This is a genomic window from Micromonospora mangrovicola, assembly GCF_047200535.1.
In the GTDB taxonomy this organism is placed as follows: Bacteria; Actinomycetota; Actinomycetes; order Mycobacteriales; family Micromonosporaceae; genus Micromonospora.
Map to the genome: position 1 here is coordinate 1 of NZ_JBJZOG010000079.1, position 22,565 is coordinate 22,565.

Consider the following 22,565-nt stretch of genomic DNA (forward strand, 5'->3'; position numbering starts at 1 on the left):
CTCTCCCCCCCCCCCCCCCCCCCCCCCCCCCGCCCGATCGTGCCGCCGTCCGGATCAGCCCTTGAGCAGTTGGCGGGCCATGACGATGCGCTGCACCTGGTTGGTGCCCTCGTAGATCTGGGTGATCTTGGCGTCCCGCATCATCCGCTCGACCGGGTAGTCGCGGGTGTAGCCGTACCCGCCCAGGAGCTGCACCGCGTCGGTGGTGATCTCCATGGCGGCGTCCGAGGCGAAGCACTTCGCGGCGGCGCCGAAGTAGGTCAGGTCCGCGTCGCCCCGCTCGGACTTGCCGGCGGCGGCGTAGGTGAGCTGGCGGGCCGCCTCGAGCTTCATGCCCATGTCGGCGAGCATGAACTGGATGCCCTGGAAGTCGGCGACCGGCTTGCCGAACTGCTTGCGCTCCTGGACGTACCCCTTGGCGTAGTCCAGCGCGCCCTGCGCGATGCCGAGCGCCTGGGCGGCGATGGTCACCCGGGTGTGGTCCAGGGTGCGCATGGCCGTGGCGAAGCCGGTGCCCTCGGCGCCGATCATGCGGTCCGCCGGGATACGGACGTTGTCGAAGTAGACCTCGCGGGTGGGCGAACCCTTGATGCCGAGCTTCTTCTCCGGCGCGCCGAAGCTGACCCCCGGGTCGGACTTCTCCACCACGAAGGCCGAGATGCCCCTGGACCGGGCGGTGGGGTCGGTCACAGCGAAGACCGTGTAGTACTCGGAGACACCGGCATTGGTGATCCACCGCTTCACGCCGTTGAGCACCCAGTGGTCGCCGTCGCGGACCGCCTTGGTGGTCATCGACGCGGCGTCGCTGCCCGCCTCCGGCTCCGAGAGGCAGTACGAGAACATGGCGTCCCCGGCGGCGACCGGGGGCAGGTACTTCCGCTTCAGCTCCTCGGAACCGGCCAGCAGCAGCGGCATGGTGCCGAGCTTGTTCACCGCCGGGATCAGCGAGGACGAGGCGCAGGCCCGGGCCACCTCCTCGATCACGATCGCGGTGGCCAGCGCGTCCGCCCCGGCGCCGCCGTACTCGACCGGGATGTGCGGGGCGTGGAAGTCGGCGGCCCGCAACGCGTCGTACGACGCCTTCGGGAACTCACCCGTCTCATCCGCCTCGGCCGCGTGCGGAGCCACCTTGGCCGCACAGACCTCACGGACCGCTTCCCGGATCGCCTCGTGCTCCTCCGGCAACCGGTAGACGTCGAACGACTGTTCTGCGGCCATGTCGGCCCCTCCCCTTCACCGCTAAGATGCGCAGTCTGTGACGCCCGGAGGCCGCCGACTGCCGCAGACTGAAGGATAGCCACCACGGTTCGGTCGGACCTTACCGGCGGGTAGTCTCGCGCACGACAGGCGTCAACACCGCACAACTACCCTCACACGTAGACAGCAGGTTCCCCTCGGTGCCCCGGCCACGGCGCCCAGCCGATTGCGACGCAACGAAGCGCCGCCAGTGCGAGCGGAGAAGACAGGCGTGACGATCCCGTACCCGACCATCCAGCCGGTGCCGGCCATCACGGCGGTGACCCCGCCCTCGGGCGCGGCCCGCCCCCGCGTCACCTTCCTCGGCACCGGCTACCTCGGCGCGACGTACGCCATCTGCTACGCAGAACTCGGCTACGAGGTGCTCGGCTTCGACGTCGACGCGGACAAGATCGCCAAGCTGAACGCCGGCGAGGTCCCGATCCACGAGCCCGGCCTGGACGAGCTGCTCCGGCGCAACCTGGCCGCCGGCCGGCTGCGGTTCAGCACCGACATCCAGGAGACCGCCGACTTCGGTGACGTGCACTTCATCTGCGTCGGCACCCCCCAACGGGCCGACGGCATGGGCGCCGACCTGTCGTACGTCGAGGCATCGGTGACCAGCCTGGCCCAGCACCTGACCCGCAAGGCGCTGATCGTCGGCAAGTCCACCGTGCCGGTCGGCACCGCCGAGTGGGTCGAACAGCTCGTCGGCAAGCACACCCCGGCCGACCTGGGCGTCGAAGTGGCATGGAGCCCCGAGTTCCTCCAGGAGGGCTTCGCCGTCGACGACGTGCTGCGACCCAACCGGATCGTGGTCGGGGTCAAGAGCGAGTGGGCCAACGGCATGCTCTACGCCGCCCACAAGGGCGTCTTCGACCTGGCCGCCACCGAGGACCGCGAGGTGCCCCTGGTGGTCACCGACTTCGCCACCGCCGAGCTGGTCAAGGTCGCCGCGAACGCCTTCCTCGCCACCAAGATCTCCTTCATCAACGCGATGGCCGAGGTCTGCGAGGCCGCCGGCGGCGACGTCACCCAGCTGGCCCGCTCGATCGGGTACGACCCCCGGATCGGCAACCGCTTCCTCCAGGCGGGCCTCGGCTTCGGCGGCGCCTGCCTGCCCAAGGACATCCGGGCATTCCAGGCCCGCGCCCAGGAGCTCGGCGCCGGCGAGGCGCTGCGCTTCCTGCACGAGGTCGACCTGATCAACCTGCGCCGGCGGACCCGGGTGCTCCAGCTCGCCGCCGACCTGCTCGGCCGCCGGTCCGGCCCGGCCGGCCCGGACCTCTCCGGCACCCGGATCGCCGTGCTCGGCGCCACCTTCAAGCCCAACACCGACGACGTGCGGGACGCCCCGGCCCTCGCCGTCGCCGCGCTGCTCGACAAGGCCGGCGCCGAGGTGCGCGTGTTCGACCCGCAGGGCATGGAGAACGCCCGCCGGGCGGTGCCCGAGCTGACGTACGAGGCGACCATGACCGACGCGGTCCGCGACGCCGACCTGGTCTGCGTACTCACCGAGTGGGCCGAGTTCCGCAACGCCGACCCGGTGGCGCTCGGCGAGCTGGTCAACGGCCGCAAGGTCGTCGACGGCCGGAACTGCCTGGACTCCACACTGTGGACCCAGGCGGGCTGGGAGTACCGCGGCCTGGGCCGCCCCTGACCCGGCGACGAACGGTGGCCGGCCGGCCGTGACGACGAGTCACGGCCGGCCGGTCCTTTTTGTTGTTCCGAACGCGCCGGCAATTGTCGAAATCCGCGCCCGCTCAAGGCATGCTGCGACAGTGGGGGTCCGTACCACGGGCCGGCCGGACGGAGGGTGTCGTGCAGAGCTTCAGGTGCGCCTCGTGCGGGCGGGAGATCAAGCCGGCCGTGACCTGTCCGCACTGCGGGGCGGACCAGCCACAGTGGACAGAGCACCTGGCGGAGATCGAGCGCTCGATCGCGGAGATGAAGGCACGCGACGCCGAAATCGCCCGCGAGCAGCGGCAGATCGCCGCCAAGATGCAGGCCGCTCTCTTCCAGCGGGACATTCTCGCGCACGCCGGTGAGGAGCGGGTCAAGCAGGCCACCCGACCTCGCCGGGTGCTGCGCCGTCGGCCCCGTCGACGTCCACCGACGGCCACCACCGGCGCGCCGCCCCGGGTGCCCCGGCAGGGCAACCCGCCGACCGGCCCGGAGGACCTCCCGCCCCCGCCCCGGGGCAGGGCGCAGTGGCTCGACGTGGACGACCCGGAGCACCCGCCGGAGGCGTCCTCGCGGGAGGTGCAGAACATCCCCCTCGGGCTCGGAGCGCTGCTGCTGGGCGTCGCGGCGGTGGTCTTCGCCGCGGTCGCCACCAGCTCGATGGACGCGTTGGCCCGGCTCGGTGTGCTGCTGTTGGCGACGGTGCTGATGCTGCTCGCCCCACCGGTGCTGGCCCGCCGGGGGCTCACCTCGACCGCCGAGACGATCGCCGCGGTGGGCCTGCTCCTGCTGCCGCTGGCCGGGTACGCGCTGTGGGCCGTGGACCGGATCGGCGGTGCCCTCTCCGGGCCCCCGTTCGCCGGGTCGATCTTCCTGGTCACCACCGTCGTCTCCGTCGGGTACGCGTTCGGGACCGGGCTGCGCGCCCCACGGTTCGCCACCGTGCTGGCCGCCCAGCCGGTGCTGCCACTGCTGGCGTACGAACGGATCACCGGGCCGGCCGGCTGGGCGCTGGTGCTGACCGTGGTCGCCGTCGTCGACCTCGCTCTGACCCGCTCGGCGGTGGTCTTCGAGCGGCCCGTCCGGCGGGACCTGCCCACCACACCGGCCGCGCCCGCCGAGCCCCGGCAGCGGGCCGCCGACGAGCGGCCGGAGACCGACCCGGAGGAGTCGGCCGAGGTGCTCGGCGCGGAGCCGGCCGGCGGCCAGCCGGCGACTCCCCCGACCCGGCCGGTGCCCTGGCTGCGCGAGCTGACCTGGCTGCTGCACGGCACGGCGGTCGCCGCCGCCCTCGCGTACGCGGTCACCGCCCTGCTGCGCGCCGACACGGTGCCGGTCGCGGCCGCCGCGGGGGCGGCGCTGCTGCTCGCCGCCGTGGTGGGGCTCGCCGGCACGCTGGTGCTGCGCCGGCCACCGCTGCCCGACGTGGGCGCGGGCATCGTCACCCTCGCGGTGATCGGCGCCCTGGGCCGGGTCGCCTCGGTCGCCCTTCCCGGCCGGTCGCTGCTGCTCATCGCCGCCGTCATCGCACTGACCGGGATCGCCGTCCGGGCGGTGCCCGAAGCCGCCCGACGCGGCCCGCAGCTCGCCTCGGCGGTGGCGCTGACGGTCAGCGGCCTGGTGGTCGCCGGCGGCGCGCTGCGCGCGGGGTTGGCCCCGGTCCGCGCGTCGCTACCCGCCTGGTCGGCGGACCTGAGCAGCTGGCACGCCGAACTGGCGGCGGCGGTGGGACCGACCGGCTGGCAGCTCGCCGCGAGCGCCCTGCTGCTCACGGTCGCCGCGGTCATCGCCCTGCCGGCGGAGATCCGCCGTGAGTTCGCGGTGGTCGGGGCGGCGCTGACCGCGCTCGCCGTACCGGCCTCCCTCGGGCTGGGCTGGGCCGCCGCCTGCTGGCCGATGCTGCTGACCGCGGTGGGCATCGGCGTGCTGGGGCTGGCCGCCGGCACCCGGCGGGCAGCGGTGGCGCACGCGGTCACCGCCGCCGGGCTGGGCCTGGTCGGCACCGGGGCCTCGCTCGCCCGGCCCGCGCTCACCGCCGCGGCGCTGACCCTGCTCTTCCTGGCCGGCGCGCTGGTGTCCCTGGCGCCCCGGGTACGGATCGCCGCCGGCGCGGCCGACCCGGTGGCCGCCTGGGCGGCCGGCGGGGCGGCGTTCGCCCTGCCCGGCGCGGTGGCGGCGTTCGTCGCCGCCACCGAGCCGACCGCCCCGGCCCTCACCCCGGCGAACCTCCGTGAGGTGACCGTGCCGATCCTCGCCGCGAGCTTCCTCGGCGTCTGCGTCACCCTCGGCTACGCCGCCGTGGTCCAGGTCGCGCAGCGGCACCTCAGCGCGCCGCACGCGGTCGGCACCGTGCTGGGCGCGGTGGGGGTCGCCGCGGCCGCGTTCGGGGCGCGCGGCGCCACCCCCGCCGACGCCTGGGTGGGCGGCCTGCTGCTGCTCGCCGCGGCACTGCTGGCGCTGGCCCCCAGGATCGACGCCGGCCGCCGCTCCGACCTGTCGCTGGACGGCGCCGACCTGGCCCTGGCCGCCACCACGGCGGCGCTGATCGCCACCCTGGTCCGGATCGCCGCCGTACTCTCCCCGGGCGGTCAGCTCGTGGTCGCGGCAGCCCTGGTGCTGGTGGTCACCGTCGCGGCCCGGGCGATGCCCGAGGAATGGCGACGCGGCCCGGTCCTCGGCATCGCGCTCGGCGGCACGTTGATCGGTCTGATCGCCGGCTGGAGCGCGCTGCGCGGCGGGGTCGGCGTGCTGGCCACCCCGGGCCCGATCTGGGCCGGTGACCTGACCGGTTGGCCGGCCGCGCCGACCGGCGGGGCAACCTGGCAGGCCCCGGTCGCGCTGGCCCTGCTGGCGGTGGCCGCCGGCATCCTGCTGCCACCGCCCTGGAAGTACGACATCGCCGGGGCGGCCGCCGTGCTCGCCACCATCGGCGCGCCGGCCGCCTTCAACCTGCCCTGGTGGTCGCCGGTGCTGGTCGGCGCCATGGTCGCCACCGTCTTCGCGATGGCCGCGGCGGCGGCGGTGGACCCGCGGGCCGCGCTGTCCCGGGCCACCGTGGCCGGGGTGGTCGCCCTGCACGCCGCCGGTGCCGGGCTGGTCCGCCCGTGGACCACCGCGCTCGCCCTCGGCAGCATCGCGCTGATCGGGGTGGTGGTGGCGGCCCTGGCCCGGGCGCTCGCGCCGACGGTGGTCGAGAACGTGGCGACCGAGGGGATGCCGGTGCACCTCGTGCAGGTGGGCGGCGCCGCGGCGGGCGCCGCCCTGCTCGCGTTGCCCGGGTCGGTGGCCGCTCTGGCCGCCGAGTTCGGCCGGCCGCCGCAGGTGCTGCTCACCGCCGCGCTGGCCGCGTCCAGCATCGGCCTGGCCGCGGTGGCCGCGGTCCGCCGGCAGGTTCCGCAGTACCTGCCGTACGCCAGCGTCGCCGTGGTGGGCGGCGCCACGATCAGCGCCATCGCCGCCGTGGTGACGCACCTGCCCTCCGGCGTGTACGCCGCCGCGGCGGCGCTGCTCGGCGTGCTCGCCGAGCTCATCCGGGCCGCCACCGTCCCACCGGCCGGCTCCGCCCAACCGGTCCGCCGCTGGTCGGTGCGGCTGAACGGGGCGCTGCGCCGGCTGCCCGACGACGGCTCGGAGCTGCGCTGGCGGGTCAGCCCGGCGGCCGGGGCCCTCGCGGCGGCGGCGCTGCCGACCGCCCTCGCCCTGGTGTCCCTCGCGCCGCCGCTGGTGGTCGCGCTGGCGGAGCCGATGGAGGTGCTGTCCCGGGTCTGGCAAGGGCCGCCGCCCGAGCTGCGCACCCCGCCTCCCGAGGCGGTGGACCCCACCCACGTGCTGACCGCGTTGCTGCTCACCGTCACGGCGGCGCTCGCCGCCACCGGGTTCAGCGGTGGCCGGCGCTCCCGGGCCGTGCCGGTGGTACTGCCGGGCGCGGCCGTCACCCTGCTGATCACGCCGGTGGCGCTGGGCCATGGCTGGCCGGAGAGCGCGCTGGCCGGGTTGATGGTGTTCACCCTCGCCATGCTCGGCCTGGCGCTGACCCCGCCTCCGCCGCTGGTCGAGCCGGCGCGCTCGATCCGGGTCGCCCGGGTGCTGGTCTTCGCGATCGGGCTGGCCGCCGGGGGCGCGGGCCTGGCCGGCAGCCTCGCCACCCGGGAGCTGACCCTCTTCACGCTCGGCGGGGCAGTGGGCGTCGGCGTGGTCGCCGCGCTCTTCGGCACCACCCAGCGGGCGCGCATCCTGGGCTGGCTCTTCGCCTCGCTGATGGCCGAGCTGTTCGTGCTCACCCTCGGGCTGGTGGCCGGGCTCGCCGCGGTCTGGTCGGCGTTCGGGGTGCTGGCCGTCGGGGCCGCGCTCCAGGTCTTCGCCGCCACCCTGCCCCGGCTGCGCCGCCCCGAGGCGTACCGGGAAGCGGCCACCGTGGAGTGGAGCGGCTACGCCGCCGCCCTCATCGCGCTGGCCCTGGCGTACGACTCGCCCCGGCACATCGCCGCGCTGCTGGCCGCCTGGGGCGCCGTCCTGGGGGTGGCGGCCAGCCGGCCCGGCCGCCGGCCGGTGGAGCGGCGGATCCTGTTCTGGTCGGTGGTGGCCTGCGAGATCAGCGCCTGGTGGATCCTGATGCGGGTGGCCGACGTGGCGCTGCCGGAGGCGTACACCCTGCCGTTCGCCGCGCTCGCCCTGCTGGTGGGGGTGCTGGAACTGCGCCACCGTCCCGACCTGTCGAGCTGGGTGGCGTACGGCCCGGCCCTGGTTGCCGCGTTCCTGCCCACCCTGGCGATCGTGGTGGCCACCGACTCCAGCATGCTGCGCCAGGTCCTGCTGCTGCTCGGCGCCGTGGCGGTGCTGATCTTCGGCTCGATGACCCGCCAGCAGGCGCCGGTGATCGTGGGCGCCACGGTCACCGCGGTCGCGGCGGTGCATGCGCTGTTCAGCCTCGGCCCGTGGCTGGTGCTGATTCCGGTCGGCTTCGTCCTGCTGCTGCTCGGCGCGAGCAACGAGCGTCGCCGCCGCGCCCAGGAGCGCCTGCAGACCGCGCTGCGCGGCATGCGGTGAGACAGGCTCGGTCGCCGGCGTGTCGCGGCCGGGGGTGCCCCGCCTCAGGTGAGCGAGGCCCGCAGGGCGGCGTCCTTCTCGGCGACCAGGTCCTCCAGGCCCGCCTGGTAGGCGGCCATCCGCTTGAGCAGGGCCGGATCGCTCGCGGCCAGGATGCGCACCGCGAGGAGGCCGGCGTTGCGCGCGTTGCCGATGGAGACCGTGGCCACCGGCACACCCGCCGGCATCTGCACGATGGAGAGCAGGGAGTCCATCCCGTCGAGGTACTTCAGCGGGACGGGCACACCGATCACCGGCAGCGGCGTGACCGAGGCGACCATGCCGGGCAGGTGGGCCGCCCCGCCCGCCCCCGCGATGATCACCTTGACGCCCCGTCCGGCCGCGGCGCGGCCGTACTCGATCATCTTGACCGGGGTCCGGTGGGCGGAGACCACACCGACCTCGTACGGGACCTCGAACTCGTCCAGCGCCTCGGCGGCGGCCTTCATGACCGGCCAGTCCGAGTCGCTACCCATGATCAATCCGACGGTGCTCACTCGCGCCCCTCACGCAGCCAGCGGGCGGCGCGCGCGGCCCGCGCCCGTACGTCGTCCAGGTCGTCCCCGAGCACGGTGACGTGCCCGATCTTGCGGCCCGGTCGTACCTGCTTGCCGTACAGGTGGACCTTGGCCCCGGGCTCGGCGGCGAACAGGTGGTGCAGCCGCTCGTCGATGGAGATCCCGCCCGGCTCGCCGCCGAGCACGTTCGCCATCACCACGACCGGCGCGGTGAGCGAGGTGTCCCCCATCGGGTAGTCGAGCACCGCCCGCAGGTGCTGCTCGAACTGGGACGTCCGGGCCCCTTCGATGGTCCAGTGTCCCGAGTTGTGCGGCCGCATGGCCAGCTCGTTGACCACCAGCCCGGTGGGTGTCTCGAACAGCTCCACGGCCAGCAGGCCGACCACCCCGAGCGCGGTGGCCAGGTCGATGGCGAGCTGCTGGGCGCCGACCGCCAGCTCCTCCGGCAGGTCGGGCGCGGGGGCGAGCACCTCGACACAGATCCCGTCCCGCTGCACCGTCTCCACCACCGGATACGCGGCGACCTGCCCGAACGGTGAGCGGGCCACCTGCACGGCCAGTTCCCGGCGCAGCGCGACCCGCTCCTCGACGATCAGCGGGGTGCCCCCGGCGAGCAGGGTCGCGGCCAGGTCGGCGGCCTGCCCGGCGTCGTGCACCAGCCAGACGCCCCGGCCGTCGTAGCCGCCCCGGGCCGCCTTGAGCACCACCGGCCAGCCGACCTCCGCGCCGAAGTCGGCCAGGTCCGCGGGCGCCTCGACCACCCGCCAGCGCGGATTCGGCGCGCCCAGCTCGGCGAGCCGCTCGCGCATCACCCGCTTGTCCTGGGCGTGCAGCAGCACCTCGGCCGGCGGGAAGAGCTTCACCCCCTCCTCGGCGAGGGTGCGGATGTGCGCGCCGGGCACGTGCTCGTGGTCGAAGGTGACCACGTCGCAGCCCTTGGCGAAGGTGCGTAGGGCGGCGATGTCGGTGTGGTCGCCGTACTGGACGTCGGCCGCGACCAGGGCGGCGCCGTCGTCCGGGGCGAGCGCCAGCACGCGCAGGGACTGGCCGAGGGCGATGGCGGCCTGGTGGGTCATCCGGGCCAGCTGGCCACCGCCCACCATGCCGACGACAGGCAGACCGGTACGGGAATCCATAGCGCCGCCAGCCTATCCGGGCGTCGGGTGCCCCCGGCCCGGAGGGCCGACACCGGTGGTGGACCAATCGGCGGGGGTCACCGCGACCCGGCGGGACGCCCGGGCCACCTCACGGGCGGTGGTCCGCGCGATCAGGAGCGAGCCGACGACCGTGGGCGCGAGCCAGGCGATCAGGTTGCCGTCGGTCATCTGCACCGCGAACCCGGTGACGAAGGCGATCACCGTGCTGCCCATCAGGTTGAGGTGCCAGATCCGCCAGCCCCGGGCGCCAAGGACCCGCGGGCGGTGGCGCGCGATCCACAGCCCGGCGATCAGCCAGCCGAGGGTGAGCCCGCCGAGTAGGGCGAACCCCCAGAGCCGCGCGGGGTCGAAGGCGAACAGGCCGAACGCGCTGATGCTCAGGCACCCGGCGGCCACCGCGTAGGCCCGGCCGAGGAGCGTGTGCCGGCCGCGCCGCTTCGGGGCGAGCAGCACGGGCAGGGCGAGCAGCAGGCCGAGGGTGCCGCTGACGGCGTGCAGCACGACGAGGACGGTGTGCATGACTCCCCCGTTCCGACCTCCCACTGTGGGATGTCGATGAACCCATCGTCCGACCTGACACAATGGGATGTCAAGCACCGAAGGAGCAGCCATGCCGGACCGGCCCCTGAACGCCACCGCCGCCTCCCTGTTGGGTTTCCTGCACGACGGGCCGATGACCGGCTGGGACCTGGTCGAGTACGCCCAGCAGCGGATCGGGGGCTTCTGGTCGCTGACCCAGAGCCAGGTCTACCGGGAACTGACCGCGATGGCCGGCGCCGGCCTGGTCCGGGCCGGCGAGCGGGGGCGCCGTGACCGGCAGCCGTACGAGATCACCGACGCCGGACGCGCCGCGTTCGCCGAGTGGGCGGCGAACCCGCCGGCGGCGGAGACGATCCGTTTCCCCCTGCTGCTCACCGTGCTCTTCGGCCGGCACCTACCGCCGGACCGGATGGCCGCGTACCTCGCCGGGCACCGGGCCGCGCACGCCGAGCGGCTGGCCGGGTACGAGCAGATCGCCGCGGCCCTGCCCGAGGAAGCCGAGGACGTCGACCCGTACTCGGTGGCGACGCTGCGCTTCGGTCTGGCATACGAGCGGGCGGTGCTCGACTGGTTCGACGCGCTCCCGCCCGCCCTCACCGGCGCCGCGCACCCGGAGGCGGACGGACAGTGAGCATCCCTCCGGCCACCGGGGCCGGGGCGGCGGCCGACCCACGCCGTTGGCACGATCGGCGTATGACGACCCGCGAAACCCTGCGCGCCCTCCCGGTCCTGGCACACGACATGCCGTCCTTCGACCCGAGTAGCGTCCCGGCGGAACCCACCGTGCTGTTCGCCGAGTGGCTCACCGAGGCGGTCGCCGCCGGGGTGGTCGAGCCGCACGCGATGACCCTCTCGACGGTCGACGCCGACGGCGCGCCGGACGCGCGGGTGCTCATCCTGAAGGACCTCGACGAGACCGGCTGGCACTTCGCGACGACCGTCACCAGCGCCAAGGGCCGCCAGCTCGCCGGCAACCCGCGGGTCGCGCTCAGCTTCCACTGGCGGGAACAGGGCCGGCAGGTCCGGGTACGGGGCCTCGCGCGGCCCGCCTTGACCGCCGTCTCCCGGCAGGACTTCCTGGCCCGGCCGGAGGGTTCCCGGATCGCCACCCTGGCCGGGCGGCAGAGCGCCGTGCTGGCCGACCGGGACGAACTGGACCGGGAACTGGCCGTGGTGCGCGCCGGGCTGGCCGACGACCCCGACCTCGTCGCCGAGACGCACACCGTCTACTCCGTGGCGGCGGAGGCGGTCGAGTTCTGGCAGGCCGACCGGGAGCGCCGGCACGTCCGGCTGCGCTACCGCCGCAAGGGGGCCGCCTGGCGGCGTGAACTGCTCTGGCCGTGAGGCGTCAGGTGAGCTGGGCGACCAGTTCCTCGACGGCGGTGACCGGCCGGTCGCAGACGAAACCCCGGCAGACGTACGCGGTGGCGCGCCCGTCCAGCGCCGGCCGCCCGGCCAGCAGCGGCACCCCGGGCTGGTCGGTACGGCCGGCCACCACCACCGCGCCGGGCGGGGCGTGCCGGTGCGCGGCCGCGACGAGCGGGTCACCGGCCGGGTCGTCGGTGACCACCGCGATCTCGTACGGCCCGGAGAGCAGCGCCTCGCCGACGGTGGCCGCGTAGCCGGTGAACCGGGCGTGCCGGCCGACGATCGGCGCGACGGTGGACAGGGCGGCCTCGGCCGCCTCCCGGTACCGGGTCTCCCCGGTCAGCGCCGCGTAGGAGACCAGCGCGGCGACGATCGCCGACCGGCCGGCCGGGGTGGCGTTGTCGGTCGGGTCGGCCGGCCGGGTGACCAGGCGCTCGGCGTCGTCGGCGGTGTCGTAGAAACCGCCGTCCGGGGCGGCGAACCGGTCCAGCGCCACGTCGAGCAGCTGCCCGGCCAGGGTCAGCCAGCGCCCCTCGCCGGTGAGCTGGTGCAGTGCGCAGAACGCCTCGGCCACGCAGCCGTAGTCCTCCAGCACGCCGGCCGGCTCGCCGACCTTCCTGTCCCGGGAGACCCGGCGCAGCCGGCCGTCCACCACGTGCACCGTGGCCAGGTGCTCCGCGGCATCGCGCATCGCGCCGTCGGCGACGATGGTCACGCCCTCCATGAGGTTCGCGTCCTCGTCCTCGGGGGACGCGTAGAGCGCGGCGACCTGCTGGAACTCGGCGATCGCGGTGATCGCCAGCCCGTTCCAGGCGGCCACCACCTTGTCATCGCGGGCCGGCTGGGGGCGGGTGTCCCGGGCGGCGAGCAGCCGGCCGACCACGTCCTGCCAGCGGGCACGGACCGCCGGATCGGCGTCGTCCACGTCCCGGGCGAGCCTGAGCACGCTGGCGCCCCGCTCGAAGGTGCCCTCGTCGGTCACCCCGAACAGGTCGGCGGCGAAGCGGCCGTCCTCCTCCCCCAGCGCCTCCACGAGTTGGTCCGGGGTCCAGACGTAGGTGAGCCCCTCCTCGCCCTGGGTGTCCGCGTCAAGCGCGGAGGCGAAGCCCTCGCCGGGCCGGTGCAGCTCATCGGCGAGGAACCGGGCGGTGTCCCGGGCCACCCGCCGGGCCAGCCGGTCCCCGGTGAGCCGCCAGAGCTGGGTGTAGACCCGCAGCAGCAGCGCGTTGTCGTAGAGCATCTTCTCGAAGTGCGGCACCGTCCAGTGACCGTCCACCGAGTAGCGGGCGAACCCGCCGGCGAGCTGGTCGTGCAGGCCGCCCCGGGCCATCGCCTCGCAGGTGTGCCGGACCATCTCCAGGCTGCCTGCCGAGCCGGTGCGCTGGTGGTGCCGGAGCAGGAAGAGCAGGTTCATGTGCGGCGGGAACTTCGGCGCCCCACCGAAGCCGCCGTTCGTCTCGTCGTACTCCTTGGCGAGCTGCGCGGCGGCGGCGTCGAGCAACTCGACGGTGAGCGGTGCGGTGAGCCCGCCCACAGCCTGGGCGCCCCCGATCGCCTCGACCACGGCGGCACCCTGCCGCAGCACGTCCTCCCGCTGGTCCCGCCAGGCGGTGGCGACCGAGCCGAGGAGGCGGATGAAGTTCGGCCGGGGAAAGTAGGTGCCGCAGAAGAACGGGGTGCCGTCGGGGGTGGCGAAGACCGTCATCGGCCAGCCGCCCTGCCCGGTCATCGCCTGGGTGGCGGTCATGTAGACGGCATCGACGTCCGGCCGCTCCTCCCGGTCCACCTTGATCGGGACGAAGTCCGCGTTCATCAGCTCGGCGACGCCCTCGTTCTCGAACGACTCGTGCGCCATCACGTGACACCAGTGGCAGGCGGCGTACCCGACCGAGATGAGCACGGGCACATCGCGCCGGCGGGCCTCGGCGAACGCCTCGTCGCACCAGGGCCACCAGTCGACCGGGTTGTCGGCGTGCTGGAGCAGGTACGGGGAGGTGGCGTCGGCGAGTCGGTTCACCCGACGACCATATCCAGCCCCGGCATCGGGCGCCGTCGGGCCGTGGAGAAGGTCAGGACGCGCCGTCGGCGCGCAGCGGGAAGACGTTGCCCTGGGCGCTGTCGCGCAACGACCCCAGCACCGCCCCGATCTTGTCGGCCGGCATCGGCTTGAAGAAGTGGTAGCCCTGGGCGGCGGTGCAGCCGAGCTCGGCCAGGGCGGTCCGCTGCTCGGCGGTCTCCACCCCCTCGGCCACCACCCGCAGCCCCAGCTCGTGAGCCAGGCCGACGGTGGTCCGGACGATGGCCGCCGCCTCGGGCGAGTCGGCCATCCGGATCACGAAGGAGCGGTCCACCTTCAGCTCGTCGACCGCGATCCGGGTCAGGAAGGTCAGCGACGAGAAGCCGGTGCCGAAGTCGTCGACCGCGAGCTGCACCCCCATCGACCGCAGGGTGGTCAGCACCTCGTCGATGACCTCCAGCTCGCTCATGACCACGGTCTCGGTGATCTCCAGGACCAGCCGGTGCGGCGGGACCTGGTGCCGGCGCAGCGCGTCGCCGATCTCCCCGGGCAGCCGCGGGTCGAGCAGGCTACGCGCCGAGAGGTTCACCGAGATCGGTACGTCGAGGCCCTCGCCGGCCCAGCCGGCGGCCACCGCGAGCGCCTTGTCCAGCACGTACCGGGTGAAGGTGCCGAGCTGTTCGCTGTTCTCCACCGGGCGGATGAAGTCGGACGGGCCGAGCAGGCCGCGTCGCGGGTGCCGCCAGCGGATCAGTGCCTCCACGCCGGTCGGCGCGCCGGTCGCGAGGTCCACCGCCGGCTGCAACGCCAGCACGAGCTGGTCGTCGGCCTCCAGGGCCTCCCGCAGCTCGGCGAGGAGCGCCAGGTGGTCGGTGCTCGCCGCGTCCCGGGAGCTGTCGTACGCGGCGACGCTGCCGCCGCCCTTCGCCTGGTACATGGCGATGTCGGCCCGGCGCAGCAGCTCGGTCATGTCCGCGGCGCCGGCGGCGGCGACCACCACCCCGACGGCGACCTCGACGGACATCCGCACCCCGGCCACCTCGGTCGGCGTGGCCAGCCGCTCGGCGATCTCGCGTGCCTGGCGCAGCGCGTACGTGATCGGGGCGGTGCGGTCGTCGACCACCGGGACCGCGGTCAGCAGCAGGGCGAACTCGTCGCCACCGAGGCGCCCGAGCAGGTCGCCGGGGCGGGCCAGGGCGGCCAGCCGGTTCGCGGTCAGCCGCAGGAGCTGGTCCCCGGCGGCGTGCCCGAGCGTGTCGTTGACCTCCTTGAACTGGTTGACGTCGAGCAGCAGCAGCGCGATCGGGTGGTCGTGGGCGAGCTGCCGCAGCGCCTGGTCCCCCTTGCTGAGCATGGCGGCCCGGTTCAGCAGCCCGGTGAGCTGGTCGTGCACCGCCTCGTACGAGGAGCGGGCGGTGACCAGCCGCAGCTCGCGGTGGGTGGCGGCGTCGTGCAGGGCGGCGGCCAGCGCGTCGCCGAACGCGGCCACGCCGTCCCGCTCCCGGGCGCTCGGCGGGGCCGACCGGGGGAAGTGGACGCGCAGCCGGCCGACCTCCACGCTGCCCACGGTCAGCGACCGCACCAGTTCCTGCTCGCCGGTCTCGGCCGGTGCCGGCGGTGGCACCTCACGATCGCGCACCTGACCACCGGTGTCGGCCCGGTAGCGCCGCCACCGGCCGTCGCCCCGGGCGACGTCCACCTCGACCAGCTCGGCGCCGAAGAGCGAGAGGGCCCCGGTCACCGCGGCCTTCGCCACCCCCCGCTCGTCGAGCTGGTTGAGCGCGGCGGTCGCCTCGGCGAACGCCCGCCAGGTCCGTCGCTCCTGGTCGGCGCGGAGCCGGTGGCGGTAGGTCTGTTGGAGCAGCCAGAGCAGCGGCGGGAGGAGCAACAGCCAGCGGGGGTCCAGCTCCAGCAGCACGACCACCACCAGGCCCACCGCCACGTTGCCGACGAACATGAGCAGCTTGCCGCGGAGCGCGGCGAGCAGCAGCGGACCGAGCGGGACTCCGTGCCGCAACGCGAGGGTCACGCCGCCCAGCCAGGCGGTGGTGAGCAGGTAGATCACCGAGCCGGCGATCAGCGCGAGCGCCAGCTCCGGGGTCGGCGCGGTGAGCAACGGCCGGCCCAGCGCGCTGGCCACCGCGGCGGCGAGCGCGGTGGCGGCGGTGAGCGAACCGGCGATCCGGACCAGCTCCAGCACCGGCCGGCGGTCGGCGAGCAGCGACATCCCGGTCCAGGCGGCCCCGGCGCCGAGCAGGGCCGCGGCCGGCAGCCAGCCCGCCGGCACGAGGTAGAGGCAGAGGATGAGGGCGGTTTCGCCCCAGGTGATGCTGACCATGCCGGCGGCGGTGCGGAACCGCAGCCGGGCGAACTGGGCGACGGCGAACGCGACGACCGCCACCGCGAACCGGGCCGGGCCCGGGAGCGGATCGTCGGGCGGTAGGGACGTCGGCACGGTGAGCCCGAGCACCGCGGCCACCAGCGCGGTGGCCGCGACGGCGGCAGTCACCACGAGCACCCCGGCCGGCGTGCCGTGCAGGCCGAGTCGATCGGGGGGATGACCGTCCCTGCCGGAGGTCACGGACCCACCCCGTCCACCGGCGGTCCGAGGGTACGGTGGGTGGCCGCTGCTGCCACGGACATCGGCACCCCCCTTCCGCGCACGGGTCAGGGACTTTTGGTCCCCCCGGCGGAAGGCTAAGCCAAAGCCGGTGGCCGCAACAGGGGTCGACGACCGGCTTCGACGTGATTCACGCGCCGACTACCCGTTTCGGCGCTGCTGGGAGCCGTTGGGGGCGTCCGAGGGTGATTCCTGCGAGACGGTCCCGTCTGTCGGATCAACGACTGCCGCGTCGGCCCGATTGTGCTCGGCCGGACCGGCCTGCTGCGGGAACCGGTCGGGCAGCCGGCGCAGCCGGGCGTTCATGTTGCGAATCAGCAGGACGGTGACGGTGGCCAGCGCGACGATGAGGAAAAGGCCCATCGGACCGGCCAGACCACCCGTACGGGTGTCACCGAAGTTGTTCTCCGCGAGCACCTGGGCGGTGGTCAGCATGGTGTTCCTCCGATGTGCGACTGCCCCTCAGCGTAGCCCGCCGCCGAATCAGCGGGCATGGGCCGTCTCGCGGACCCCGGCGAAGAGGTCGGACTCGGGCAGCGGGCTGTCCACCAGCGAGCGGGCGAGCTGGTAGTCCTCGGTCGGCCAGGCACGCTGCTGGAGCTCCATCGGCACCTGGAACCAGAAGCCGTCCGGGTCGATCTGGGTGGCGTGGGCACGCAGGGCGTCGTCCCGGACCGGGAAGTAGTCGGCGCACTCCACCCGGGTGGTGATCCGCGGGCCCTTGTCGGGGCGATCCTCCCAGCGCTTGAGCCACTCCTCGTACGGGGAGTCCAGGCCGGCGGCGAGCATGCCCTCGTGCAGGGCCATGATCCTGCCCTTGGAGAAACCGATGTCGTAGTAGAGCTTCAGCGGCTGCCACGGCTCGCCCAGCTCCGGGTGACGCTCCGGGTCGCCGGCCGCCTCGAAGGCCGCGACGGTCACCTTGTGGGTCATGATGTGGTCGGGGTGCGGGTAGCCGCCCTCCTCGTCGTACGTGGTGACGACGTGCGGACGGAACTGGCGCATCAGCCGCACCAGCGGGGCCGCGGCGGTCTCGACGTCCTGCAGGGCGAAGCACCCCTCGGGCAGCGGCGGCAGCGGGTCGCCCTCGGGCAGCCCGGAGTCGACGAATCCGAGCCAGGCCTGCTCGATGCCGAGGATCGCGCGGGCCGCGTCCATCTCGGCGCGGCGGATGTCGGCGATGTCGGCCCACACGTCGGGCCGGTCCATCTTGGGGTTGAGCACGCTTCCCCGCTCGCCACCGGTGCAGGTGACGACCAGGACGTCGACCCCCTCGGCGACATATTTCGCCGTGGTCGCGGCACCCTTGCTCGACTCGTCGTCAGGATGGGCGTGCACCGCCATGAGACGCAGCTGCTCTGCCACCTTCGGCGCTCCTCGTCTGTGCCGCCGGACCGGACCCGTCCGGGACCGGACCGGCTGACCTGCCGGAATCTCCCCCCGCGCCCGCGGAAACCCCCATGCTGGCTGGCCGGCGACTCGCCGACCTGCCATCCTTGGCTCAGCGCCGGGCTGGGAAGATGGACTCTGCCATTCTTGCCGATGCCGCTGACAACAAAGCCAGGAGATACCCGCCGGTGAGCGAGACGCACACCACAATCACCCCGGGCGCGCCGATATTCCCGCCCGGGCGGTACGGCCGCCGCCGCGAGCCGGCCCGCCGCCGGCCCCTCCTGCTCGCCCTGGTCGTGGCCGTCCTGATGGCCGTCCTCGGGCTCGCCGCAGCCAAGCTCTACCAGCAGTACGGCGACCCCGAGTACCGGGGCGAGCTGATCACCTACAGCGGGATCACCGACTCCCGGGTGGTGGTCGACTTCCGGGTCACCGTGCCGCCCGGCGGCTCGGCGACCTGCCTGCTGCGCGCCCGCTCGCGCGACGGGGCCGATGTCGGGCACGTCGAGGCCACCGTGACCGCCGGCCCCGGCCAACGGCACGTCACCGCCCGGCACGAGGTGCCCACCACCGCCCGCCCGTTCATCGGCGAGGTGTTGCGCTGCCGGCCCGCCGGCTGACCCCGCATCCGCCCTGACCTGCCGTAACGTGAATACCGGCGGTCCCGTCGCCGGCACCGGCCGTGATCGGCGACACCCTGACGTGTCCGGCACTGGTAACTTGGTAATTCACCTGTCAGCCAGTCCGTACTACCGAGGAGATCGCCCTGTGTCCACCAACGGCAACGAGGCGTCCGCCACCTGGCTGTCCCAGGACGCGTACGACCGCCTGCAGGCCGAGCTCGACGAGCTGATCGCCAACCGGCCGGTCATCGCGGCCGAGATCAACGCCCGGCGGGAGGAAGGCGACCTGCGGGAGAACGGCGGCTACCACGCTGCTCGCGAGGAACAGGGCAAGGCCGAGGGGCGCATCCTCTATCTGAAGGAGCTGCTCCGCACCGCCAAGGTCGGCGAGGCGCCGGCCGCCGACGCGGTTTCGCCCGGCATGGTCGTCACGATCTACTTCGACGACGACGCCGACGACACGGAGACCTTCCTGCTCGGCTCCCGGGAGATCGCCTCGACCACCGACCTGACCGTCTACAGTCCCGAGTCCGCGCTCGGCAAGGCGATCCTCGGCGGCAAGGCGGGCCAGACCTGCACCTACACGGCGCCCAGCGGCACCGACATCAAGGTGACCGTGGTCAAGTTCGAGCCGTACTCCGGCTGAGTCGCACAGCCGCGGCTGAGCTCCGGCCGCGAACCGGGACATCGACGGGCTCCCGGCCACTCCGGCCGGGAGCCCGTCGCCGTCGTCACGGCCGGGCCGGCGCGGGACCGCTCAGCCCTCGCCGGCGAAGACCACCTGATAGCCGCTGGCCCGCAGGGCGCTGATCAACTTGTCCGAGTGCTCCACGCCCCGGGTCTCCACGGAGAGCGCCACCTCCACCTCGCCGAGGCGCAGGTGCGGGTTGGCCCGCTGGTGCTCCACGTCCACCACGTTCGCCCGGTGCTCGGCGATCTCGCTGAGCAACGAGGCGAGCTGACCCGGCCGGTCCGTGCAGCGCACGGTGACCCGCAGGTAGCGACCGGCCGCCGCCAGGCCGTGCTCGATCACCCGGAGCATGAGCAACGGGTCGATGTTGCCGCCGGAGAGCACCGCCACCACCGGCGCCTGCACCTCCACCGCGCCGGCCAGCAGCGCGGCCACCCCGACCGCGCCGGCCGGTTCCACCACCTGCTTGCCACGCTCCAGCAGCATCAGCAGGGCGCGCGAGATGTCCTCCTCGGAGACCGTGACGATCTCGTCGACCAGCTTGCGGACGTGGGTGAAGGTGAGTTCGCCGGGGCGGCCGACCGCGATGCCGTCGGCGATCGTCGAGAACGACGGCAGGCGTACCGGCTCGCCGGCCTTGAGCGAGGGCGGGAAGGCGGCCGCGCTGGCCGCCTGCACCCCGATCACCCGCACCTCGGGGCGCAGCGCCTTGGCGACCACCGCCATCCCGGAGATCAGACCGCCGCCGCCCACCCCGGTGACGATCGTCCGCACCTCCGGACACTGCTCGAGGATCTCCAGGGCCACCGTGCCCTGCCCGGCGATGACGTCCGGGTGATCGAACGGGTGGATGAACACCGCCCCGGTCCGCTCGGCGAAGGTCTGCGCGGCGACCAGCGACTCGTCCACCGTGTTGCCGACCAGCTCGACCGAGGCGCCGTACCCCTTCGTGGCGGCGACCTTGGGCAGCGGGGCGTTGACCGGCATGAAGACCGTGGCGTGGGTGCCGACCAGGTCGGCGGCGAGCGCCACCCCCTGCGCGTGGTTGCCGGCGCTCGCCGCGACCACGCCGCGTTCCCGCTCCTCGGCCGAGAGCCGGGAGATCCGCACGTACGCCCCGCGCACCTTGTACGAGCCGGCGCGTTGCACGTTCTCGCACTTCAGCCACGCCGGCCCGCCCAGCGCGGCGCTGAGCGGGCGGGACGGCTCCAGCGGGGTGGTACGGGTGACCCCGGCGAGCAGCTCCCGCGCGGCTTGTACGTCGGCGAGACCGACCAGTTCCGTCATGCCCCGATCGTGCCACCCGCCCCCGGTTAAACCTGCGGCGACGCCACGGTCGGATACGTCGCAACCTGCGGCGACGGCCCCGTGACGGGCTGCACCGGGTCGGCGGCCGGCACGGGCGGAGGGCCGGCCGGCGGCCACGCCGAGGTGGCCCGGCTGATCCGATCGTGCTGCGCCGTCGAGATCTTCAGCATCAGCACGACCAGCGACACGCCGGCCACCAGAAGGGCCAGCGCCGGCACGCAGTTCCGCAGGGCCGCGTCCCGGTAGTGGTCGAAGTCCCGCACCGCGCTCCGCTCGGCCAGCCGCACGTCGGCCTGCAGATCGGCGAGGTTGCTGATCAGGTTGCCGATGTCGAACACCAGCCAGCTCACCCACCAGACGGCGACCAGCGCCTGCCACCGGGCCCGGCCGAGGCTGTCCCGCACGATGCCGACCATCACCACGCACGGCAGCCCGAGGCTGGCGACGGGCACCCACCAGCCGGCGATCGCCCAGTGCGCTGCGAGCGATGACCGGAAGCCGGGAAAGGCGTCGGTGTTCTTCCGGGCGCGGAACATCCAGATCATGACCAGCGCCGCCGCAACCAGGAAAGCGACGGGATAAGCGAGGGACAGCACCCCCTGAACGGCGACGAACTGGCGTTCGACATCAGCGCCACCGGCCGCACCGGACGCCCGCAACCGCACCGCCGCCACGGCCGGTGCGAGCGCCAGCGCGGTGAACAGCACCGTCGTGAGACCCACGCCCATCGCGGCGGCCAACCCGAATCCCCGCACGGAGAACGTTGGCATACCCGGCGAGAGCAACGGCCGGTCCGGGTGCGCGTCGCAGCTCGGGCACCTGTCGGCGCTCGTGGTCAGCTCCGCTCCGCAGGCCTGGCATCGCATGTCTGTCCCCCGTGTACGCGTGGAGCAGGTCGCGGACACGCTAGACGATCACGCCGTGGCCGGCGACCCCGTGCCGACGCGCGGGTACCCGGGAGCATGCCGCTGCCAGGGGGCCTGCATCTCGAACTGGCCGGCGACGCCGAGCAGCAGCAGCTCCGAGCCGGGCGGCCCGATGAACTGCACGGCGACCGGCACGCCGTCGGGGCGGCGGCCCACCGGCACCACGATCGACGGCAGGCCGGCGATGTTCCACGGCGCGGCGTACGGGGCGTACCGGATGTTGGCCTTCATGTTCGCGATCCAGGACCGGCCGGCCCAGCCGGCGGCCTCCGGCGGCGGCCCGGCCAGCGCCGGGGTGAGCAGCAGGTCGACCGAGTGCTCGGCGAAGAAGTTCACCGACCGCTCGCGCCAGGCGAGCCGGTCGGCCTCGCGGACGTACCCCCGGCGCTGCGCCCACTCACCGAGCGCGACGTGCCGGCGACTGCGCCGCTGGAGGTCGCGGCGCTCCACCCCGGACGCCCGCACGTCGGCGGCGGCCGCGGCGAACCAGGTGGCGATGCCCTGCAGACCGAGCCGGGTCGGGTAGACCGGGTCGGCGGAAACGGTGTCGTGCCCGGCCGCGGCCAGTAGCCGGCCGGCGGCGGCCACGGCGTCCCGGTTGGGCGCGTCCGGCGAGACCCCGCGCACCGGCGAGCGCAGCGAGACGCCGACCCGCAGCCGCGGCGGCTGCTCCAGCTTCTCCGGGCGACGCCCGGCCAGCACCGAGAAGCCGACCACCGCGTCGGCGACGGTGCCGGTGAGCACGCCGTGCTCGGCGAGGCCGAACCAGTCCTCCGCGCCGAGCTGGCAGGGGACCACGCCCCGGCCGGGTTTGAGCCCGACCAGGCCGCAGCAGGCCGCCGGGATGCGGATCGACCCGAGGCCGTCGTTGCCGTGCGCCATCGGCACCAGCCCGGCGGCGACCGCGGCGGCCGCGCCGCCGGAGGAGCCGCCGGGGGTACGCGACCGGTCCCAGGGGTTGCGGGTCACGGCGGTGGCGTCGTCGGTGAGCGCCCAGAGGCCGAGCTCCGGCATCCGGGTCACCCCGAGGATCACCGCACCGGCGCCGCGCAGCCGACGAACGACCTCGTGGTCGGCCTCCGCCACCGGGGTACGCGCGGCCGCCGAGCCGTTCCACGTGGGCAGGCCGGCGACCGGAGTGTTCTCCTTGACCGCGACCGGCACCCCGGCCAGCGGGAGGTTGGCCAGGTCCTCCTGCTCGTCGACCTTCTCCGCCTCGGTGATCGCCTCCCCGCCGCGCACCGTGCGGAACGCGGCGAGGTCGGCGTCGGCCCGGCCGAGATGGTCCAGGTGGTCGGCCACGACCTGGGTGGCGGAGACGTCGCCGCGGCGTACGCCCCGGGCGATCTGCTTGGCCGTCGCCCCCACCCAGGTCGTCGGCATGAAGTCCTGCACGGCCAC

Annotated in this window: 17 protein-coding genes; 6 read left to right on the forward strand and 11 right to left on the reverse strand. The window is 74.3% G+C overall.

Features of this window, described 5'->3' with window-relative positions:
* Positions 1-54: 54 nt before the first annotated feature.
* Positions 55-1,218 carry an acyl-CoA dehydrogenase family protein gene (locus tag ACL02O_RS25150; protein WP_412820621.1) on the reverse strand — a complete coding sequence of 388 codons (1,164 nt, stop codon included), beginning with the start codon at positions 1,216-1,218 and terminating at the stop codon, positions 55-57.
* Between the two features lie 250 nt (positions 1,219-1,468).
* On the opposite strand from ACL02O_RS25150, the gene ACL02O_RS25155 reads away from it, so the two are divergent.
* Together ACL02O_RS25155 and ACL02O_RS25160 are read left to right on the forward strand one after the other, a co-directional pair.
* The gene (locus ACL02O_RS25155; RefSeq protein ID WP_412820622.1) at positions 1,469-2,896 is read left to right on the forward strand and encodes a UDP-glucose dehydrogenase family protein; all 1,428 of its coding nucleotides are present in this window, start codon (positions 1,469-1,471) and stop codon (positions 2,894-2,896) included.
* A 161-nt stretch (positions 2,897-3,057) separates the two neighbouring features.
* Positions 3,058-7,965, forward strand: coding sequence for an SCO7613 C-terminal domain-containing membrane protein (locus ACL02O_RS25160; protein WP_412820623.1), 4,908 nt, complete (start codon positions 3,058-3,060; stop codon positions 7,963-7,965).
* Positions 7,966-8,009: 44 nt separating this feature from the next.
* Here ACL02O_RS25160 and purE read toward each other — a convergent pair whose 3' ends face one another.
* From purE to ACL02O_RS25175, 3 genes are read right to left on the reverse strand one after another with little or no spacing between them, the layout of a single operon-like run.
* Entirely contained in the window at positions 8,010-8,501 is a 492-nt protein-coding gene (purE, locus tag ACL02O_RS25165; RefSeq protein ID WP_412820624.1) for a 5-(carboxyamino)imidazole ribonucleotide mutase, read from the reverse strand.
* On the reverse strand, positions 8,498-9,658 hold the full coding sequence (locus tag ACL02O_RS25170; protein ID WP_412820625.1) for a 5-(carboxyamino)imidazole ribonucleotide synthase: 1,161 nt from the start codon (positions 9,656-9,658) through the stop codon (positions 8,498-8,500). The genes purE and ACL02O_RS25170 overlap by 4 nt, the downstream gene beginning before the upstream one ends.
* 12 nt (positions 9,659-9,670) lie before the next feature.
* Entirely contained in the window at positions 9,671-10,198 is a 528-nt protein-coding gene (locus ACL02O_RS25175; protein WP_412820626.1) for a hypothetical protein, read from the reverse strand.
* 91 nt (positions 10,199-10,289) lie between these two features.
* Here ACL02O_RS25175 and ACL02O_RS25180 point away from each other — a divergent pair, with 91 nt between their 5' ends.
* The gene (locus tag ACL02O_RS25180) at positions 10,290-10,850 is read left to right on the forward strand and encodes a PadR family transcriptional regulator (protein ID WP_412820627.1); all 561 of its coding nucleotides are present in this window, start codon (positions 10,290-10,292) and stop codon (positions 10,848-10,850) included.
* 62 nt (positions 10,851-10,912) lie between these two features.
* Positions 10,913-11,563, forward strand: a complete 651-nt coding sequence (locus ACL02O_RS25185; RefSeq protein WP_412820628.1) for a pyridoxine/pyridoxamine 5'-phosphate oxidase — start codon at positions 10,913-10,915, stop codon at positions 11,561-11,563.
* 4 nt (positions 11,564-11,567) lie between these two features.
* On the opposite strand, the gene ACL02O_RS25190 is transcribed toward ACL02O_RS25185, so the two are convergent.
* From ACL02O_RS25190 to mca, 4 genes are all read right to left on the reverse strand, one after another.
* A complete protein-coding gene (locus ACL02O_RS25190) occupies positions 11,568-13,604 on the reverse strand; it encodes a thioredoxin domain-containing protein (RefSeq protein WP_412820629.1) in 2,037 nt (678 codons plus the stop codon).
* A 52-nt stretch (positions 13,605-13,656) separates the two neighbouring features.
* Positions 13,657-16,185, reverse strand: coding sequence for a putative bifunctional diguanylate cyclase/phosphodiesterase (locus ACL02O_RS25195; RefSeq protein ID WP_412820630.1), 2,529 nt, complete (start codon positions 16,183-16,185; stop codon positions 13,657-13,659).
* 180 nt (positions 16,186-16,365) lie between these two features.
* Entirely contained in the window at positions 16,366-16,659 is a 294-nt protein-coding gene (locus ACL02O_RS25200; protein ID WP_412820631.1) for a hypothetical protein, read from the reverse strand.
* Positions 16,660-16,707: 48 nt separating this feature from the next.
* Positions 16,708-17,589: a mycothiol conjugate amidase Mca gene (gene mca, locus ACL02O_RS25205; protein ID WP_412820632.1), complete on the reverse strand. Its 882-nt coding sequence runs from the start codon at positions 17,587-17,589 to the stop codon at positions 16,708-16,710.
* Positions 17,590-17,801: 212 nt separating this feature from the next.
* Between mca and ACL02O_RS25210 the strand changes: the two genes are divergently transcribed.
* Positions 17,802-18,236, forward strand: coding sequence for a DUF4307 domain-containing protein (locus ACL02O_RS25210; protein ID WP_412820633.1), 435 nt, complete (start codon positions 17,802-17,804; stop codon positions 18,234-18,236).
* A 148-nt stretch (positions 18,237-18,384) separates the two neighbouring features.
* Positions 18,385-18,885, forward strand: a complete 501-nt coding sequence (gene greA, locus ACL02O_RS25215; RefSeq protein WP_412820634.1) for a transcription elongation factor GreA — start codon at positions 18,385-18,387, stop codon at positions 18,883-18,885.
* Positions 18,886-18,996: 111 nt separating this feature from the next.
* Here greA and ilvA read toward each other — a convergent pair whose 3' ends face one another.
* The 3 genes from ilvA to ACL02O_RS25230 all read right to left on the reverse strand — a co-directional run bounded on the left by ilvA (position 18,997) and on the right by ACL02O_RS25230 (position 22,565).
* Complete coding sequence (gene ilvA, locus ACL02O_RS25220; protein ID WP_412820635.1) at positions 18,997-20,217, reverse strand: threonine ammonia-lyase; 1,221 nt, start codon at positions 20,215-20,217, stop codon at positions 18,997-18,999.
* A gap of 26 nt (positions 20,218-20,243) precedes the next feature.
* A complete protein-coding gene (locus ACL02O_RS25225) occupies positions 20,244-21,008 on the reverse strand; it encodes a DUF4328 domain-containing protein (RefSeq protein ID WP_412820636.1) in 765 nt (254 codons plus the stop codon).
* A gap of 144 nt (positions 21,009-21,152) precedes the next feature.
* Positions 21,153-22,565, reverse strand: coding sequence for an amidase (locus ACL02O_RS25230; protein ID WP_412820637.1), 1,413 nt, complete (start codon positions 22,563-22,565; stop codon positions 21,153-21,155).